The organism is Bradyrhizobium sp., assembly GCF_049691595.1.
Taxonomy (GTDB): Bacteria; Pseudomonadota; Alphaproteobacteria; order Rhizobiales; family Xanthobacteraceae; genus Bradyrhizobium.
Window position 1 is genome coordinate 1 of the sequence record NZ_JBAVNZ010000259.1, and the last position, 17,598, is coordinate 17,598.

Annotated in this window: 14 protein-coding genes and 1 pseudogene; 2 read left to right on the forward strand and 13 right to left on the reverse strand. The window is 63.2% G+C overall.

The window, feature by feature from the left end; translation table 11 throughout:
• Positions 1 to 357: pseudogene (locus WCE35_RS11610) on the reverse strand (tol-pal system protein YbgF); the annotation flags it as partial.
• Between the two features lie 186 nt (positions 358 to 543).
• Between WCE35_RS11610 and WCE35_RS11615 the strand changes: the two are divergent.
• On the forward strand, positions 544 to 1,416 hold the full coding sequence (locus WCE35_RS11615; RefSeq protein ID WP_424593482.1) for an alpha/beta fold hydrolase: 873 nt from the start codon (positions 544 to 546) through the stop codon (positions 1,414 to 1,416).
• Between the two features lie 49 nt (positions 1,417 to 1,465).
• Here WCE35_RS11615 and pal read toward each other — a convergent pair whose 3' ends face one another.
• From pal to tolQ, 10 genes are all read right to left on the reverse strand, one after another.
• Entirely contained in the window at positions 1,466 to 1,957 is a 492-nt protein-coding gene (gene pal, locus WCE35_RS11620) for a peptidoglycan-associated lipoprotein Pal (RefSeq protein WP_424593483.1), read from the reverse strand.
• 300 nt (positions 1,958 to 2,257) lie between these two features.
• The gene (locus WCE35_RS11625; RefSeq protein WP_424593484.1) at positions 2,258 to 2,998 is read right to left on the reverse strand and encodes an N-acyl amino acid synthase FeeM domain-containing protein; all 741 of its coding nucleotides are present in this window, start codon (positions 2,996 to 2,998) and stop codon (positions 2,258 to 2,260) included.
• Positions 2,999 to 3,055: 57 nt separating this feature from the next.
• On the reverse strand, positions 3,056 to 6,238 hold the full coding sequence (locus WCE35_RS11630; RefSeq protein ID WP_424593485.1) for an efflux RND transporter permease subunit: 3,183 nt from the start codon (positions 6,236 to 6,238) through the stop codon (positions 3,056 to 3,058).
• Positions 6,235 to 7,509: an efflux RND transporter periplasmic adaptor subunit gene (locus WCE35_RS11635; RefSeq protein ID WP_424593486.1), complete on the reverse strand. Its 1,275-nt coding sequence runs from the start codon at positions 7,507 to 7,509 to the stop codon at positions 6,235 to 6,237. Before WCE35_RS11635 ends, WCE35_RS11630 begins: the two co-directional genes overlap by 4 nt.
• A gap of 91 nt (positions 7,510 to 7,600) precedes the next feature.
• A complete protein-coding gene (locus WCE35_RS11640) occupies positions 7,601 to 7,957 on the reverse strand; it encodes a hypothetical protein (protein WP_424593487.1) in 357 nt (118 codons plus the stop codon).
• Positions 7,958 to 8,088: 131 nt separating this feature from the next.
• Positions 8,089 to 10,416 carry a putative bifunctional diguanylate cyclase/phosphodiesterase gene (locus tag WCE35_RS11645; RefSeq protein WP_424593488.1) on the reverse strand — a complete coding sequence of 776 codons (2,328 nt, stop codon included), beginning with the start codon at positions 10,414 to 10,416 and terminating at the stop codon, positions 8,089 to 8,091.
• A 174-nt stretch (positions 10,417 to 10,590) separates the two neighbouring features.
• The gene (gene tolB, locus WCE35_RS11650; protein WP_424593494.1) at positions 10,591 to 11,883 is read right to left on the reverse strand and encodes a Tol-Pal system beta propeller repeat protein TolB; all 1,293 of its coding nucleotides are present in this window, start codon (positions 11,881 to 11,883) and stop codon (positions 10,591 to 10,593) included.
• A 112-nt stretch (positions 11,884 to 11,995) separates the two neighbouring features.
• Positions 11,996 to 12,934, reverse strand: a complete 939-nt coding sequence (locus WCE35_RS11655; RefSeq protein WP_424593489.1) for a protein TolA — start codon at positions 12,932 to 12,934, stop codon at positions 11,996 to 11,998.
• Positions 12,935 to 12,938: 4 nt separating this feature from the next.
• Complete coding sequence (tolR, locus tag WCE35_RS11660) at positions 12,939 to 13,385, reverse strand: protein TolR (protein ID WP_424593490.1); 447 nt, start codon at positions 13,383 to 13,385, stop codon at positions 12,939 to 12,941.
• Between the two features lie 39 nt (positions 13,386 to 13,424).
• On the reverse strand, positions 13,425 to 14,138 hold the full coding sequence (gene tolQ / locus WCE35_RS11665) for a protein TolQ (protein ID WP_424593491.1): 714 nt from the start codon (positions 14,136 to 14,138) through the stop codon (positions 13,425 to 13,427).
• A 1,111-nt stretch (positions 14,139 to 15,249) separates the two neighbouring features.
• On the opposite strand from tolQ, the gene WCE35_RS11670 reads away from it, so the two are divergent.
• Entirely contained in the window at positions 15,250 to 15,804 is a 555-nt protein-coding gene (locus WCE35_RS11670) for an ankyrin repeat domain-containing protein (RefSeq protein WP_424593492.1), read from the forward strand.
• Positions 15,805 to 16,265: 461 nt separating this feature from the next.
• Here the strand turns inward: WCE35_RS11670 and WCE35_RS11675 are convergent, their stop codons facing one another.
• Together WCE35_RS11675 and WCE35_RS11680 are read right to left on the reverse strand one after the other, a co-directional pair.
• Complete coding sequence (locus WCE35_RS11675; protein WP_424593493.1) at positions 16,266 to 16,748, reverse strand: DUF2852 domain-containing protein; 483 nt, start codon at positions 16,746 to 16,748, stop codon at positions 16,266 to 16,268.
• A gap of 105 nt (positions 16,749 to 16,853) precedes the next feature.
• Positions 16,854 to 17,573 carry a TetR/AcrR family transcriptional regulator gene (locus WCE35_RS11680; RefSeq protein ID WP_424593495.1) on the reverse strand — a complete coding sequence of 240 codons (720 nt, stop codon included), beginning with the start codon at positions 17,571 to 17,573 and terminating at the stop codon, positions 16,854 to 16,856.
• Positions 17,574 to 17,598 lie beyond the last annotated feature (25 nt).

Here is a 17,598-nt window from a genome sequence, read left to right on the forward strand (position 1 = left end):
CTGCTGCGGCTGACCGTATCCCGGCTGGACCTGCGGTTGCCGATCGGCCGGATTGGGCTGCGCCGGAGGCGGCATCGCAGCAGCGCTCGGGGGCGCGACGGGGGCCTGGCCGCCGGGCGCAGCCGGAGCCGCGCCGCCGAGCTGCCGCAGCCGCTCTTCGAGTTGCCGGTTGCGATATTGCAGTTCCTCGTTCTGGCCGGTGAGCTGGCGCAGCTGATTTTCCAGCCGCTGAATCCGCATTTCCGCGTCGGCATCGTCGGACTGCGCCAGCGCCTTCTCGACAAAGGCCGGTGCGGAAAAAGCCAGCATCGCGGCGATCGCCGCGGCGCCTGTAGTCGTAAGAAACCTGGATGACATTTTGCCCTGACGACGAAATCGGCGTGACATCGAAAGCGGAAACACATTGAGATAGCGAGTACGCCAGAATTGTGACTGGCGTGGCAAATCCGGCGCTGGATCGCGCGGTATGGTTTAGCCGCCGCCGCGAAACAAGCAAGCGGCCAGGCCCCGCGAATCGGTCACACCGCAAAGGGAAACCAGGCCATGCACGTAACCGTGAACGGCGTGAAGTTGTTCTTCGATATCGAGGGCGCGAAGTACGTCCCGGACGGGGCGGTGATGCGGGAAAAGCCGACCCTGCTGATGCTTCATGGCGGCCCCGGCTCCGACCATTCGATCTACCGGCCCGCCTATTCCGCGTTGGCCGATATCGCCCAGATCGTCTATCTCGACCATCGTGGCAATGGCCGCAGCGAGGACGGCCTGCGACAAGGCTGGAATCTGGCGCAGTGGGGCGACGACGTGCGCACGTTCTGCGATGTCCTCGGCATCGCCGATCCGATCGTCCTGGGCGCATCGTTCGGCGGCATGGTGGCGCTGGCCTACGCCACGCGCCATCCGGCACACCCCTCCAAGCTCGTGCTGATCAGCACCGAGGCCGCGGGCGGCCCATACCGGGATCGCCGTGTGGAGTTGTTCGAACGCTTTGGCGGCCCGGAAGTTGGTGCCCTCGCCCGGCGCCGCTTCCTCGAAGTCCAAGGCCATCCGGATCAGGCCTCACTTGACGCCTGGCGACGGCTGGCGATCCCGCTCTACACCCGTATTCCGCGCGATCCGGACATGGCGCGCCGCGCCGTCAATCGGTCAGAGGTGCTGCATTGGTTCACCAAGCCCGGCGGCGAGAGCCACAGCTTCAACATGTTCCCCGATCTTCATCGCATCCGATGTCCGACGCTGGTGCTCGGCGGCGAAGATGATCCGATTCATCCGATCGAGAGTCAGGCCGACATAGCGGCCGCGCTGCCGGCGCATCTCGTGCGGTTCGAACGATTCGCAAATTGCAGGCACGCAGTCGTCACGGACGCGCCGGAACGCACCATAGCCGTGATCCGCGACTTCATCGCGCGGCCAAAATAAAACCGGCGCCCGAAGGCGCCGGCATTGAACTCTGGAACGAGCGAACGCCTCAGGAGCTGGCGTTGAGCACCGTGACGGCGCGGCGGTTCTGCGACCAGCAGGAGATGTCGTTGCAGACCGCGACCGGGCGTTCCTTGCCGTAGGAGATCGTGCGCATCCGGCCCGGATCGATGCCGCGGGAGCTGAGATAGGTCCGCACCGATTGGGCGCGGCGGGCGCCGAGCGCGATGTTGTATTCGCGGGTGCCGCGCTCGTCGGCGTGGCCCTCGATGGTGAAGGAATAGCGGTTGTAGGTCTGCAACCACTGCGCCTGCTTCTCCAGGGTCGCGATCGCCTGCGGGGTCAGATCCGTCTGGTCGCTCTCGAAGAACACGCGGTCGCCGACATTGACCACGAAATCCTGCTGGCTGCCGGGGGTCGCGGCGCTGGCCATCGCGCCATCGGCGCCGACGTTCTTGTTGGCGCAGGCGCCCATCGACAGCGCCACCGCGAGCACCGCGGCCAGCTTTAATCCCTGGAGGATACGCATCTGACTGTTCATTCCGGAGCCTCCACGCTCGCGTTTTTCGACTGCTATCCGGTCTACAGGGCGATGGTTAAGCGAACGTTCCGTCAACCTTGATGGGCTGTTGCCAGACCCGATCAAATGCCGGCCAACGGGCAAAAGCGACCGCGATAGTTAATGGGTTGTAAATGTGGCGCGACGGTGAAGGCAAGCGTGGCCGGGCCACAATCACCAGTTTACGGGGCTTTGCGCCCGGCCTGGACCCGGAGACCGGCAGACAAGCCCCTGCGGGCAGCAAGCCAGGCGGGGCGGCCGCGGCGCCAAATCCGGCCGGCTTCAGGACTGCGGAACGATCGAGGCGCGCTCGAACGGGGAGATGATCGCAGCCGACGACGGACGCCACTCGCCGGCGCGCTGGAACAACATCCGCCGCTCGAACGCGCTCGAGCGCATGAACGGGAAACGCTGGAACACCCGGTCGCGAATCTCCGGATATCGGGCAGCCATCAACCCGACCGGCTTGATCAGGCCGGGGAACAATTTCGGCTCGCCAAGCGGCTCCTGCAGGAACACCTTGCGGTAGAACGCCCGGTGTTCCGGGCGCACATTGGCAAGACCGATATCGGCGTTGAAATGGCCGCAGGCGACATAGCCGAGCCGGACCGTGACATAGGGCAGCTCGGGAAAAATCCTGGCCTTGTCGGGATCGGCCACGAAGCGCGTGGGGTCGATGATGGTTTTGCCCCGTTCCAGCTCGGGGTGCAGAATTTCGCTGAACATTTCCGACGACGGCGAGCCGCGCCACCGATCGGTCAGGACGCTGACGCGGATCGAGCTGTGGAGTTCGCCGCGATAATAGACGCCGAAGGTAAAGTTATTCGGTTCATCGTCGTAGCGGTCGGTGACGCGCTGGGATTCCGAGGGCAGGATCGCGCCCTCGCGCAGATAGGCCCGGTAACGCAGACGGTAAATCTCTTCCTTTTCGTCGGGCGTTTCGACCAGGCGGTAATCGACATATTCGAGAGTATCCGCGCTTCGTTGGTGTATCAAGCCGGCTGCTTCAGCGGCAGACCTCATTCATTACTCCTTACGCCACAACAACTTATGCGAGCTGGCAAAAAGATTAACAGCTTCTTAAAACGTGTGCAAAGGGATCGCGGCGATAGGGTTAACCTGAGGTGGCGGAGGAACGGCGGTTCGCCCTGGGGGTGGCAGATTCCAGCCCTTGATCAAGGCGTATACCGCGGGAATGACGATCAGCGTCAGTACCGTCGAGGACACCATTCCCCCGATCATCGGGACCGCAATCCGCTGCATCAGTTCCGATCCGGTACCGGCGCTCCACATGATCGGAAGCAGCCCGGCCATGATGGCCACTACGGTCATCATTTTGGGGCGTACGCGCTCGACCGCCCCGAGCATGATTGCCTCGTGCAAGTCCGCGCGGGTAAACCGGGTGCCGTCGGCCAGCCGCCTCGCCTGCAGCTCGTTCATCGCATGATCGAGATAGATCAGCATGATGACGCCGGTTTCCGCGGCGACCCCGGCCAGCGCGATAAAGCCGACGGCGACGGCGACGGAGAAATTGAATCCGAGCCACCACATCAGCCACAGACCTCCGACCAACGAGAACGGCAATGAGAGCATGACGATCAGCGTTTCGGTCAGGCGCCGGAAATTGAGATAGAGCAGCAGAAAGATAATCAGCAACGTGACGGGAATGACGATTTTCAGCTTTGCCTCCGCCCGCTCGAGATATTCGAACTGCCCGCTCCACACCACATAAGAGCCGGGCGAGAACTGCACGTTGGCGGCCACCGCCGCCCTGGCATCGGCGACATATCCGCCAAGGTCGCGATCCCTGATATCGACAAAGATATAGACCGCGAGCTTTCCGTTTTCGGTGCGGATCGTGGTCGGACCACGTGTCAGCTTGATCGAGGCGACCTCGCCCAACGGCACCGTGCCACCCGCGGGCATTGCGACCAGAACCTCACGCGCGATCGATTGCGGATCGCTGCGCAGATCGCGCGGATAGCGCAGATTGACGCCGTAGCGTTCGCGCCCCTCGACCGTCGTGGTAATCGTCTCGCCGCCGAGCGCGGAGGAGACCGTATCCTGCACGTCGCTCACCATCAGGCCATAGCGGGCCAGCGCATCGCGGTCCGGGACGATATCCAGATAGTAGCCGCCAATGACCCGCTCGGCATAAGCGGAGGAAGTGCCCGGCACGGCCCTGACCACCGCCTCGATCTGGCGGGCCAGCCGGTCGAGTTCGCTGAGATCGGTCCCCAGCACCTTGATGCCGACGGGCGTGCGTATGCCCGTCGCCAGCATGTCGGTCCGCGCCTTGATCGGCATGGTCCAGGCATTGGAGACGCCGGGAAACTGCAAGGCTTTGTCCAGTTCGGCGATCAGGCCATCGACCGTCAGACCCGCGCGCCATTGCGCCCTGGGTTTTAGATTGACGATGGTCTCGAACATCTCGGTCGGGGCCGGATCGGTCGCGGTCTCGGCCCGTCCGGCCTTGCCATAGACCGATGCGACCTCCGGGAAGGTCTTGATGATCTTGTTCTGGGTCTGCAGAAGTTCGGCCGTCTTGGTCACGGAAATGCCGGGCAAGGTCGTCGGCATGTACATCAGCGTGCCTTCGTTGAGGCTCGGCATGAATTCCGTGCCAAGCTGCCGCGCCGGCCAGATACTGACGGCGAGCACGGCAAGTGCCAGCAGGACCGTCAGTGTCTTGGCCTTGAGAACGATCCGGATCAGGGGTCGGTAGGCCCAGATCAGAAAGCGGTTGATGGGGTTTCTGTGCTCGGGAACGATCCGGCCGCGAACGAACAGAACCATCAGGGCCGGAACCAGCGTCACCGACAGGATGGCCGCCGCCGCCATCGCGAAGGTCTTGGTGAATGCGAGCGGGCTGAACAGCCGCCCTTCCTGGGCTTCCATGGTGAAGATCGGCAGGAACGAGACCGTGATGATCAGAAGGCTGAAGAACAAGGCCGGCCCGACCTCGCTCGCCGCCTCGATCAGCACGTCGATGCGCGGTTTGCCGGGCGGCGCGCGCTCCAGATGCTTGTGTGCATTCTCGATCATGACGATGGCGGCGTCGATCATCGCGCCGACGGCGATCGCGATGCCGCCAAGGCTCATGATGTTGGAGCCGAGGCCGAGCGCCCTCATGGCAGCGAACGCCATCAGAATGCCAACGGGGAGCATCAGGATTGCGACGAACGCGCTGCGCACGTGCAGCAGAAAGACGACGCAAACGAGAGCGACGATAATGCTCTCTTCCAGCAGGGTCCTTTTCAGGGTCTCGATCGCATCATGGATGAGATTTGAGCGGTCGTAGACCGGGACAACCTCGACACCGCTGGGAAGACCTGACGCCATCTCCGACAGCCGCGATTTCACGTTGTCGATCACGTCAAGCGCGTTCTGACCAAAGCGCTGCAGCGCTATGCCGCTGGCGACCTCGCCCTCGCCATTGAGTTCGGTGATGCCTCGCCGTTCGTCCGGTCCGAGTTCGATCCGCGCTACGTCCTTCAGCAGCACGGGCGTCCCGTTTTCAACCCTGAGAACGACGTTCGAGAGATCATTTATGCCCTTGATGTAGCCGCGCCCGCGGACGATGAACTCGAACTCCGAGAGTTCGACGGTGCGGCCGCCGACATCCATGTTGCTGCCCCTGATGACATCGCGCAGCTTGGACAGCGGGATGTTCAGCGAGCGGAGCCGGCCGGGATCGACCACGACGTTATATTGTTTGACGAAGCCACCAACGCTCGCGACCTCGGCGACGCCCTCCGCCTTGGCGATGCCATACCGGATGTTCCAGTCCTGCAGCGAGCGCAGCTCAGCCAGCGACATGTTGCTGGACTGAAGCGCATACTGATAGACCCATCCAACGCCGGTTGCATCCGGCCCCAACGTTGGCGTTACGCCGTTTGGCAGCTTCCGTGCCGCCGCGTTGAGATATTCGAGCACGCGCGACCGCGCCCAATAGATATCGGTTCCGTCCTCGAAAATAATGTAGACGAACGACACGCCAAAGAAGGAGAAGCCGCGCACCACTCTCGATTTGGGGACCGTCAGCATCGCCGTCGTCAGCGGATAGGTGACCTGATCCTCGATGACCTGCGGAGCCTGACCCTTGTATTCGGTGTAGACGATCACCTGGGTATCCGAGAGATCGGGGATGGCATCCAGCGGAAGGTGCTTGAGCGCATAGAGCCCGGCGGCGACCGCAAACGCCGTGCCGATGAGAATCAGCATCAAATTTCGGGCCGACCAGCCAATGAGGCGCGCGATCATTGGGGCTTGTCTCCGCCCGCAAGGCCTTGAAGCGCCGCCTTGAGATTGCTTTCGGCGTCGATCAGGAAATTCGCGGAAACAACGACTTTATCGTCCTCCGCAAGTCCCTCCATAATTTCAACGCGACCATCCCCGCGACGCCCGGGCTTCACCGCGCGCGGTTCAAAGCGCCCGTCGCCCTTGTCCAGCAGTACGAGCTGTCGTTGTCCGCTGTCGATGATCGCGCTGGCGGAAACGGTCAGCACCGGCCGCTCCAACCCGGTCGCGATCTCGATGTCGGCATACATGTCCGGCCGCAACAGGCCATCGGGATTAGGCAACTCGATGCGGATGCGCGCGGTGCGCGTCGGCGCATTGATGTGCGGGTAGATCAACGCGACCTCGCCGCTGAAACTGCGATCCGGATAGGCGCGAGGCCGTACGGATACTTTCTGTCCGAGCGCTATCAGGCCCAGATCACGCTCGGCAACATCGGCGACCGCCCAGACGATCTGATGGTCGGCGATGCGAAACAACAGCGCGCCGGGCGCGGCCCTCATGCCGTTGACGGCTGCGCGCTCCAAAATCTCTCCGTCCTGCGGGGAGAGCCACGGCACGGACAGCACGGGCTCGCGGGTGCGTTCGATGTCGGCGATGGCCTGTTCCGACATTCCAAGATTTTCCAATCGTTGTTTCGCACCCCGTATCGCCTGGCTCGTGATCCCGCTGCCGGCTTTTGATCCCAGTACGGAAACATATTCCGCCGCGGCGCTCGACAAGGCCGGGCTGTAGACCCGCAACAAGGGCTGGCCCTTGCGGACGTGCTGGCCGGTCGTGACGTCCTCGACGGATTCGATAAAACCTTCGAAGCGAAACGAAACGATCGATACCCGGCGTTCATCGAGTTCGATGGTTCCGGGCGCGCGCACCGGAACATTGAGCACGCGCCGCTCGACCGGTTCGGAACGCACACCGGTTTTTTGCAGCTTGCCAGGGCTGATCTTGACCGAGCCGTCCTCCGCTTCCTCGTCATCATAGACGGCGATGTAATCCATCCCCATCGAATCCTTCTTCGGCACCGGAGAGGTATCGGGAAGCCCCATGGGGTTGCGGTAGTATTTGAGTTTGCGCGCCTTCGGCGCGTCGACATCTTGCGCGAGCGCGGACATGGCTTCGAGCTGTCCGAATGGCGAAAGGCCCGGCCTCAGGACTATCGATCCGCCAATTGTCGCAGCGGAGAAGGCGGCGGCGGCGAGCGCGGCCCGAACGGCGCGCGAACAAATCGTCTTCATGGCGTCAATCCTCGGTTCTTGATCTGCCGCTGGCACGGCACGCACCAGCCGCGCTCCAGCCGCGCGGCCGCGGACGGCGTCGAAACGCCGGTCAGTTCAAGTTGCGAGGGGGATGGTCGGGGGGTGGACGATCGAGCCCATGGCGAGGCTCATCGTCGCGAAACGAATGAGCGGTCTTGACCAACAGCCGCATCGGGATGGCTTCCGCAAAGCAGGGAACGGCCGGCGCGATCTTGACGACACACAAGGCCGCCATCGGACAATCCGGGCAATTGCCGCTCTTCTGTCCGTCGGGACAGCAGGGCATTTCCTCGGACATCAACGCCATGTGCGCCATGTCAGCCATAGACGACACCTGCGCGGCCGCCGGCGCCGCCAACGGCGCGACGGCGAGCGCCGCGATGACGAGGATCCCAAGCAGACGGGTAGTGAGTCGGCGCAAAGACATGTGGTATCTTGACACGGCAGGACTATACCCGAAAGTAGATACTCATTCACATGTTCACCGGCAAGGCCGTCAATGCGCCTTTCCGGCCCGCTGCCGGGACGATCGGCCGGTGTCGTTTTCCTGAAAGCGCGTCACGCGATGGATCGCGCCGGAACCCGCAGCGGCTCCTCGTCCATGCGGCGCCCGTGCGAGGCGTTCAGCAGCTGGCGAACCCGCACGGCCGGCACCGGACGGCTGAACAGATAGCCCTGCGCCTCGGTCACCGCGCCGTCGGCGCTGATCAGTTCCAGCTGCTCGTTGGTCTCGACGCCCTCGACCACGACCGACATGCCGAGGTCGGCCGAGAGCCGCGCCACGCCGCGCAGCAGCGTCAGCGGGCGGTCATTATCGATGCCTTCCAGGAAGGAGCGATCGATCTTCACCTTCTGCAAGGGGAAGTTGTGCAGATAGCTCAGGCTCGAATAGCCGGTGCCGAAATCGTCCAGCGAGATCCGCACACCGAGCGAATGCAGTTGCGACAACACGTCATGGGTCAATTGCGTATTGCGCAACAGCGAGGATTCCGTGATTTCGATTTCGAGCCGGCGCGCCGGCAGGCCGGAAACCTCGAGCGCATAGCGGACCTCGCTCAGGACGTCGCGCTGATGGAACTGCTGCGGCGAGAAGTTGACCGCGACGCTGACGGCATCGGGCCACTTCATGCATTCCATGCAGGCCTTGCGCAGGATCCAGCGGCCGAGATCGACGATCAGGCCCATGTCCTCGGCGACCGGAATGATGTCGATCGGCGAAACCGGGCCCCGCACCGGATGGTTCCAGCGCAGCAGCGCTTCGCAGGTCGCGATCTTTCCGGACTTGAGATTGACCAGCGGCTGGTAGAACAGCTCGAATTCCTCGTTCGCCAGCGCCTTGCGCAGGTCCAGCTCCAGGATGCGACGCGCCTCGACGGTTTGCGCCATCTCGTCGCGGAAGAAGCAGAAGGTTCCGCGGCCGCCGGCCTTGGCGCGATACAGCGCCATGTCCGCGTTCTTCATCAGCGTATCCGCGCTGAAGCCGGGAGAGGTCATGGCGATGCCGATGCTGGCGCCGATCTCGACCAGATGGTTGTCGATCTGGTAGCGCTCGCTCAGGCGATCGACGACGCGCCGGGCGAGGCCGGCGGCGTCATCCTCGGAATGGATGTTCTGCTGGAACACCACGAATTCGTCACCGCCGAACCGGGCCACGAAATCCTCCGGGCGCAGCATCTCGCGCAAGCGGTTGGCGACCGCGCACAGCAACTGGTCGCCACAGGGATGACCCAGCGTATCGTTGACCTGCTTGAACTGGTCGAGGTCGACGAACAGCAGCGCCGACAGCTGATCGGCCCCCTGTTGAATGGCCAAGAGGCGCCCGATCTCGTCGCGGAAATTGACCCGGTTGGGAAGCTCGGTCAATTCGTCGTAACGCGCGAGATGGCTGATCCTGGCCTCCGCGTCCTTGCGTTCGGTGATGTCTTCCACCAGCACGACCGTGCCGCCGCCGGCCATCGGCTGGAAGGTCCAGGACAGTGACCGGTTCTTGGTGAAATCGGGGTCGGTGGTGATGATGTCGCCGGCCTGCGAATTCTCGATTTCGCGCAGGATCAGCCCGGCGCTCGTGGCCGAGATCGAGCCGGCGACGACGCAGGCGGAACAGATGTCCGATACGTCCGCGCCACGCTGCACGAAATCGTCGGACAGGTTCATCATCTGGCTGAAGCGATGATTCATCACCGCGAGGCGGCTGTCGGCGCGGAACATGCACAATCCGTGCGGCATGTTGTTCAGCGCGGTGTCGAACTGACTAGCCAGCGCCGCCTCTCGTTCGCGGGCAATCAGCGCCCGCACGAAAATCTTCTGAAGGCTGGTCGAAATGTGCCTGAGTGCGAGGAAGAACAGCACATTCAGAAATGCCATCCCGATGTAATAGGGGCTGCCGTGGACAGCGAGCGCCGCCGTCAGCGGGCCGCAAGCCAGCAGCATCTGCACATGGAAGATCCACGGGCGGCCGTAGGTGCGGCCGCCACCGGCCGCCACGTAGCAAAGCGTGACCGAGGTGGCGATCATATGCGCGACGGCATCGTCGCTGCCCGTCAAGACGACGAGGCACCAGAGCCCGAGCGCGCCCGCATAGGCCATCGCGCCGATCTGGTAGCGAACTTCCCAGCGCGCCACGCCGTCCGGCGTCAGGCTCGCACTCAGCCGCTGATACCGACGCGTGTCGAGCGCGCGCAAGGCGCCGGTGGCGACGAGCAGCGCGACGCAAGGCCACAGCCAGGCATCGCCGGTCTTCAGCGCCGTCATGACCGCGGCGACCGCGGCGCAGAGCGCGCCCACGAACATCGGCCCCGGGTCGGTGAACAGCGAATCGATCAGCGCCGCGTAGATCGACGGCGACGCTTTTTGATCGGGCTCTCCGCTCTGATGGGCAAGCTGCATGTTGGGCGTACGCGTCCTCTTCAGGTGCGTAGTTCTACCCCTCGCAGGTGAAGTCTTTCTGAGGGAACATCGTTACCGAGGCGTTGTTTTTTCGCCAGCGGTTGGGAAAATCCGTCCTGATAATCAACACGCTGGGCATGGCTTGCCGACCGGTCCGGCACCGCGGCGCCGATGTCACGACAACAGCGGTGACCAGGCCGGGTCGGAGGCAAATCCGGGGGTCGGAACCCGCAACTCGTTGCGTCCGGAGATATCGACGGTAAACAACGAAGGTCCCCCGCTGCCGCCGGGATCGCGGAAGAACATCAGCACCCGGCCGTTCGGCGCGAAGGTCGGTCCCTCGTTGTGGAACCCGGCGGTGAGAATCCGTTCGCCCGAGCCGTCGGTCTTCATGATGCCGATGGCGAATTGACCGCCGCCCTGCTTGGTGAAGGCGATGTAATCGCCGCGCGGCGACCACACCGGCGTCGAGTAGCTGCCGTCACCAAAGGAGATGCGCTGCGCCGCGCCGCCGCTCGCCGGCATCACATAGATCTGCGGCTTGCCGCCGCGATCGGACTCGAAACAGATCCGGCTGCCGTCGGGCGCGTAGGACGGCGAGGTATCGATCGCCGGCGTATCGGTGAGACGCGTGGTCGATTTCGAGCGCAGGTCCATCACGAAAAGGTTGGAGTTGCCGCCCTGCTGCAGGCTCATGATGATGCGCTGGCCGTCCGGCGAGAAGCGCGGCGAGAACGACATGCCCGGGAAATTGCCGACGATCTCGCGCTGCCCGGTCTCGATATTGTAGAGGTAGACGCGCGGGTCACCCTGGCCGAACTCCATATAGGTGATTTCCTGGGTCGACGGCGAGAACCGCGGCGTCAGCACGATGTCCGCGCCCTTGGTCAAATAGCGCACATTGGCGCCGTCCTGATCCATCAGCGCCAGCCGCTTGACGCGGCGTTCTTTCGATCCGGATTCATCGACAAACACGACACGGGTGTCGAAATAGCCCTTCTCCCCGGTCAGGCGCTCGTAGATCTGATCGGAAATGATATGGGCGATCCGCCGCCAGTATTCAGGCGAGGTGAAATATTGCTGGCCAGCGAGCTGCTGGCCGGTATTGACGTCCCAGAGACGGAATTCCGCCTTGAGGCGTCCGTCGCCCTGCCGGGTCATGCGGCCGGTCACCAGCGCCTGCGCGCTGATGGTTTTCCAGTTCTGGAACTGCGGCGCAACATCGATGTTGGAAATTCGCTCGATGAAGGCGGCCGGATCGATCGGCGCGAATAGTCCGCTGCGCTTCAGATTGTTGGTGATGACCTGGGACACGCCGACGCCGACCTCGCCGTCCGACGGCGTGCCGGCGACGAAATTCGAAATCGCGATCGGCAGCGGCGTGAAGTCGCCCTCGGGAATGGTCACGCGCTTCGGCGCCTGCGCCAGGGCGTCGCGCCCGGTGGCGACCGCGCCGAGCGCGGCCATGCCGGAAATGATCTGCCGCCGGCTCAGGCGAAAATTCGTCTCGCGCAATTTGTCTTGGTCGGTCATGGTTTGCGGACTTTGCTTTACAATCGGCGAGGCGCTGGCGTCGCCCTCAGGTTTTCCGTTCGGTGAAGACCGGCGCAAAATATTTCCATTCTTCGAAATAGGCTGCGGGCAGATTATACGGCTGACATTCGATGATCGCGCGCAACGCGCTCTCCTGATAGACGCGAAGATACGGCGTCGCCGGGGTGCCTTCCGGAACCGGCATGCCTTCCAGCGTGCCGTCGCGCTTCAGACGGATCGCAAAAGCGGCTTCCGACTTTTGCGCCTCGATGCCGCCATAGGGCTTCTTCCAGCAGCGCTCGACCTGCGAGCGGAACATCGCGCCCCAGGTCGCGGAATTGTCCGCGGCGGTGCCCTTGGCGGTCCCCAGCGCCGCATTGGAATTCAGGGTGTCGCCGGTCACCGCCTGGCGCGTCGGATCGCGCTTGTCGAGGAGGGCTGCGATCTTCGATTGATCGAAGGTGCGTTCGGTCTTCGGCTTCGCCGGCTCCGGCGGCTTGGCGGCCTGGGCTGCCGGCTTCGGCGGCGGCTTCTTCTCTTCCTTTTTCAAGGCTTCCGCGATCGGATCGATCTTGGGCGGATCCGGCTTCTTCTCGATCGGCTTCGGCTCTTCCTTGGGCTTGCTCTCGGCGACCGGCTTCGGCGGATCGGGCTTTTTCTCGACCGGCTTTTCCTCCACCTTCGGCTGCGGCGGCGGCGCCACGTCGGTCACGACCGGCGCCTTCTCGGTGATCTTGCCGACAACGTCGTCGACCGGCCTGGCTTCGGCGACCTTCTCCACCAGCGGCTTCGGATTTTCCTTCTTGCCGGTCTTGATGCCGGCAGTGACCTTGGCGAGCTGGTCGGCGGAGATGATATCGATCGGCAGCGATTCTTCCGGCATCGACTCGAACGCCCTGGTCGAGAACGACACCAGCCCCCACCCGATCACGAGGACGTGCAGGGCAACCGACGCAACGAGTGTCTTGTCGACCTTGACCTTCACCCTGCTAGGACCCCTGCTCCACTTCGGTGACCAGCGCCAGCCGCTTGAAGCCCGCGCCCGACAATTGTCCCATCACCCTCGCCACGGTTCCGTAATCGGCCTTCTTGTCCGCCCGCATGTAGATACGCTCGTCCATGCCGCCGCGGGCATCGGTAATCGCCTTCAGTTTGGGGATCAGCTCGTTCATCGCGACTTCGGTATCGTTGATGAACACCTTGCCCCTGGTATCGACCGAGAGCTGCAACGGCGTCTTGTCCTGCTCCAGGCTCTTGGCCTGGGTCTGCGGCAGATCGAGCGGCACGCCGACGGTGAGCAGCGGCGCCGACACCATGAAGATGATCAAAAGCACCAGCATCACATCGACCATCGGCGTGACGTTGATCTCCGCCATCACCGCCTTGCGCCGGCCGCGGCGTCCGCCGCCCGGCGAACCTGCCATGTTCATCGCCATGATACGGTGCTCACCAATATGGCCACAATATACCGCGCATCACGCCCGCTCGTCGATCTGGCGCGACAGGATTGCTGAAAATTCATCGGCGAACCCTTCGAGGCGCTGGGCCTGCCGGTTAACCTCGGAAATGAACTTATTGTAGAAGATAGTCGCCGGAATGGCGGCGATAAGGCCGATCGCGGTGGCAAACAGCGCCTCCGCGATGCCGGGCGCCACCACCGCCAGCGAGGTATTCTTCGAGGCCGCGATCGACTGGAAGCTCGACATGATGCCCCAGACCGTGCCGAACAGGCCGACGAAGGGGCCGGCCGAGCCGACCGTCGCCAATACCAGGAGCCGCCGTTCCAGCCGCTCGATTTCGCGGGCGATCGAGACGTTCATGACTTTTTCGATCCGCATTTGCAGCCCGGCAAAGGACCGCGACTGGCTCTCGAACGACCGCTTCCACTCGCGCATCGCAGCGACGAAACACGCCGCCATCGATTGCGTCGGCTTGGCCGAGAGCGTGCGATAGAGTTCCTCGATCGATTGCCCCGACCAGAACGCCTGTTCAAACCGATCCATGGCGCGCCGGGTGCGCGCATACAGGAAAATCTTGTCGATCGCGATCGCCCAGACCCAGACCGAGCAGGACAACAGCCCCAGCATGACCGCTTTCACGACCCAATGGGCCTGCAGGAACAGCGCGATCAGCGAGACATCGCTCGATGCCATCGGCAACGCTGACTGCGCCACGTCGGCGGGATTCATAGGCCGTATCCTCTCAACGCAAATGTCCCATATTCTCCGGGAGCAGATGGCTGCCGGTTCCACAGCCGCGCACCGGGCGCGGCGAATAAGCGCCAGCGCGAGAGCCTCATCTGTGTCGCATGGGGGGCCCGCCGAAAGCCGGGCCCTGCATCCGCTGCCAACATGTCAAAACAAGGGCTGTCCGCGCGTCATTACGTCCTTCACCAGACGCCAATCGTGGTTAATGCCGGGTTACCAAAGGGGAATTTCGGGGCCGGAATCGGCGCGAAACGGCCATTTACGGCCCTCCGGGCCTGGTTCCAGGCGACCTCCCCCGTCCCCCCGGTTCAGCCAGGCATGGGGCCGCGTTCTCACGGCGCGATGCGCCCGAGCTGTGCCGGAAATCTGTCCCTCGAAACAGGAGGGCGCAGGGAAGGCCGGGTGCTGGCTGGCACCCGCGGTCTCGTGTGCAAGATTGTGCATAGAATGCGCACACGAGCATACAGGTATCAGCCGGGGCCTCCGGCCTTCCCTGCGCAATGGTTTTACGGCTTATGCCTTGCTCTCCCCGGCGACGAATTCGTCTTGTCACCGTCGCCGGTATTACGGGTATTACGGTGACAGTGCACTAAATTGTATTATAATTGAATGCACTGTCACCGTAATCTGAAACAGTCGGGCGTGAGATCGCCGCGCTTCCGACCAAAGCCGCAAGGCGTCTCGCCGGCGCATAGGCAAGCCGCCCGTCTGCGCTTCGCGAACAGCCGGTGGTCATCGACCCGCGACGGCCGGTCGCGGCGCTGCGAATACCGTAAAATTACGTGCGCTTTCGGGAAATAACGGACATGGCCGACCTTGCCGTTGGCACGACCCGGTTGCGATTGACCCAATTCTGAAGTCGGGGCTCACCATACGGTGTTCAGTGCAATGGCGCGACGCAACCTTGGGCGTGACCGGTTGATCGCAACACGACTCAAGCCAGCTTGGGCGAGGCGTTGTTGCAATAATGTTGATGTGCGCTGCAAAACTGATCCGTCGTACTGCCCTTGGCGATGTTGTTCCTTCACTTTCAGCCGGGGGCTCGTATATTCCCGGCGCGTTCGAACGGGGGTTCGACAGAAAGGGGGGTGTCATGAGCGGAATTGATTCGAAGCAGGCTCACTATGATGCGAAAGCGCTGATCACGGCGGCGTATAAAGGGGACGTCAGGACGGCAATAGCCCAGCTTGTCGAGGGAGCCGATGTGAATGCGCGCGACTGCGACGGCGACACGGCACTTATACTTGCCGCCGAACGAGGCCACATCGAGATGGTGAAGGTGCTTCTCAGGAACGGAGCTGATGTCGACGCCGAGAACCTCAACGGCGAGACCGCGCTGATGCGAGCGGCAGAGAATGACAGAGCGGCAACGGTCAAAATTCTGCTTGCCCATCACGCTGACGGCGACGCTGGCGACATCGCCCGCTGTACGCCTCTGATGCGGGCCGCGCATCGTGGTCACGTTGATGTTGTGAAAGAGCTGCTTGCCTGCGGAGCCGACGCGAACGCTCGCAATGCATTTGGTAACACGGCCAAGACTCTCGCAGCGCACAATGGTCACAGCAGGGTCGAAAGCATGCTGCGGGAGGCAGACGAGATCGGTTTTGTTGACCCGGTCCAACCCGAACTCAGCGCGGCGCGCCGCTAGACCCTCACCGAGGCGCCTCGCAGATGCGATGCGTCTCCGGGGATGAGGGTCCAATCGCGGCTTCTTGATTCTCTCGGCGAAGCGACGTTTGCCCGGCACAAGATCGGGCGAGGCGATGCCGCCGTGGCGTGCATTGCGCGCCAGAAGACCGGCGCCGCCGGCGATTCTCGCCCACATATGCGACGTAATCGGATAGAGCCGGCAATTTCCGCTCGGCACCAACCGGGCCGGTCTGACGATGTTCGTTGATCGGCGCGTAGCGGATATCAATCGCGCCGATCGATCGCGATAGACGATCACGCGAGCCCGATCCGATTCGATCAGGAGCGAACGGCAAGCTCGGCTACGAACGCCCGGTCCACAAAACCAAACCGCCCGTCTGCGGATCGCAAACGGGCGGCTCGTCGGTTGTCAGGCGCTATGGGGGCACATCGCCTGAGGGCTGGCTCTTCCATTCAGCCTCAGTTCTGCGGCTGATCGTTCGGCGGGGTCGGACGCTGCTTGTGCTGCGCCATGAACGCGTCGAACTCTTCCTTGTCCTTGGCGTGACGCAGGCGGTCGAGGAAATTCTTGAATTCGACCTGCTCCTCCTCGAGGCGCTGCAAGGTTTCCGTGCGGTACTCGTCGAAGGCGCGGTTGCCGCTCGAGGGCGGGCCGAAACCGCCGAACGGAAAGCCGCGGCGCTCCATGCGGCCACGCATCCGCTCCATCTTGTCCTGCATCCGCTCCATCTTGTTCGACCAGCGATCCTGATGACTCCAGCAACCCATTTTTCTGCTCCCTAGGGTGAAAAAGAGAAGGGCAAGCCCGATCGGCCACCAGATGATGAAGCCGAGCACGGTCACGGCGATCCAGCCAGGGTGCCAGGGCGATTCAAGCATATGCGGGCGGTAGGTCTCGTTGTCGGGGCCGCGCCATCGATTGACATCTGCGGTGTAGGCCATTTCCCTCTCCGTGACGGCATCACGCCGTTGTGAATGTAAATAACATTTACATACCTAACCCATCCCGGGTTTTTGTCAAGCCGGGCGATGGCGGCCGCCGCGAAATTATTTTGGCTTGCCCCAAGGTCCTGATGGCTGGCCCGATGGCCTGTCTTCGGCCGGTTCCGGCTGACCTGACGGCCGGCGGTCGGTCAGGAAACCGAGACCGCGCAGATAAATCAGCACTTCGGCTTCCAGCAGTTCTTCCGGCGACATCGGCAGCTTGCGGCGGGCGGCGTCGCCGCGTCCGAACAGCGACGCCACGCCATGCGACATCGACCAGATGTGCAGCGCCATCATCATCGCCGGCGGGCGCGGCACGCCAGGCGGCGCCAGCGCGGCCAGGCGCTCGGCGGCGGCCCGGATAATGGCAAAGGCGCGCTCGCTGGCCGCCATCAGCGTCGGATTGAGGTCGACCGGAAGCCCGGATTCGAACATCGCCGAATAAAACGCCGGCTCCTCGCGGGCGAACGCCAGATAGGCTTTTCCAACCCGCTCGAAGGCGGTAACGGTGTCCGGACGGCCATCGTCCCAGGCCTGCGTCAGCAGCGCCTCGAACTGCTCGAAGCCGCGCTGGGCGATGCTGGAAAGCAGCTCATCGCGATCGCGAAAATGCCGGTAGGGCGCCGCCGGGCTGACGCCGGCCATCCGTGCCGCGTCGGCAAAGGTGAAGCCGGCGGCGCCCTTTTGTGCAATCAGGTTGAGCGCCGCCTGCAGCAGCGCCTCCTTCAGATTGCCGTGATGGTAGCCGCGCTCGGCGCGGCGCTCTTCCTTGCGCCAGCTCATGTGAAAGGCTTTTACATGAGCCGGC

What these genes read in the sequence shown, in the direction of transcription:
- tolR (WP_424593490.1), bottom strand. Translation starts at nt 13,385, where the DNA reads ATGGCGATGAACATGGCAGGTTCGCCGGGCGGCGGACGCCGCGGCCGG.
- WCE35_RS11635 (WP_424593486.1), bottom strand. Translation starts at nt 7,509, where the DNA reads ATGAAGACGATTTGTTCGCGCGCCGTTCGGGCCGCGCTCGCCGCCGCC.
- pal (WP_424593483.1), bottom strand. Translation starts at nt 1,957, where the DNA reads ATGAACAGTCAGATGCGTATCCTCCAGGGATTAAAGCTGGCCGCGGTG.
- WCE35_RS11645 (WP_424593488.1), bottom strand. Translation starts at nt 10,416, where the DNA reads ATGCAGCTTGCCCATCAGAGCGGAGAGCCCGATCAAAAAGCGTCGCCG.
- WCE35_RS11630 (WP_424593485.1), bottom strand. Translation starts at nt 6,238, where the DNA reads ATGATCGCGCGCCTCATTGGCTGGTCGGCCCGAAATTTGATGCTGATT.
- WCE35_RS11675 (WP_424593493.1), bottom strand. Translation starts at nt 16,748, where the DNA reads ATGGCCTACACCGCAGATGTCAATCGATGGCGCGGCCCCGACAACGAG.
- tolQ (WP_424593491.1), bottom strand. Translation starts at nt 14,138, where the DNA reads ATGAATCCCGCCGACGTGGCGCAGTCAGCGTTGCCGATGGCATCGAGC.
- WCE35_RS11670 (WP_424593492.1), top strand. Translation starts at nt 15,250, where the DNA reads ATGAGCGGAATTGATTCGAAGCAGGCTCACTATGATGCGAAAGCGCTG.
- WCE35_RS11640 (WP_424593487.1), bottom strand. Translation starts at nt 7,957, where the DNA reads ATGTCTTTGCGCCGACTCACTACCCGTCTGCTTGGGATCCTCGTCATC.
- WCE35_RS11625 (WP_424593484.1), bottom strand. Translation starts at nt 2,998, where the DNA reads ATGAGGTCTGCCGCTGAAGCAGCCGGCTTGATACACCAACGAAGCGCG.
- tolB (WP_424593494.1), bottom strand. Translation starts at nt 11,883, where the DNA reads ATGGCCGCGCTCGGCGCGGTCGCCACCGGGCGCGACGCCCTGGCGCAG.
- WCE35_RS11615 (WP_424593482.1), top strand. Translation starts at nt 544, where the DNA reads ATGCACGTAACCGTGAACGGCGTGAAGTTGTTCTTCGATATCGAGGGC.
- WCE35_RS11680 (WP_424593495.1), bottom strand. Translation starts at nt 17,573, where the DNA reads ATGAGCTGGCGCAAGGAAGAGCGCCGCGCCGAGCGCGGCTACCATCAC.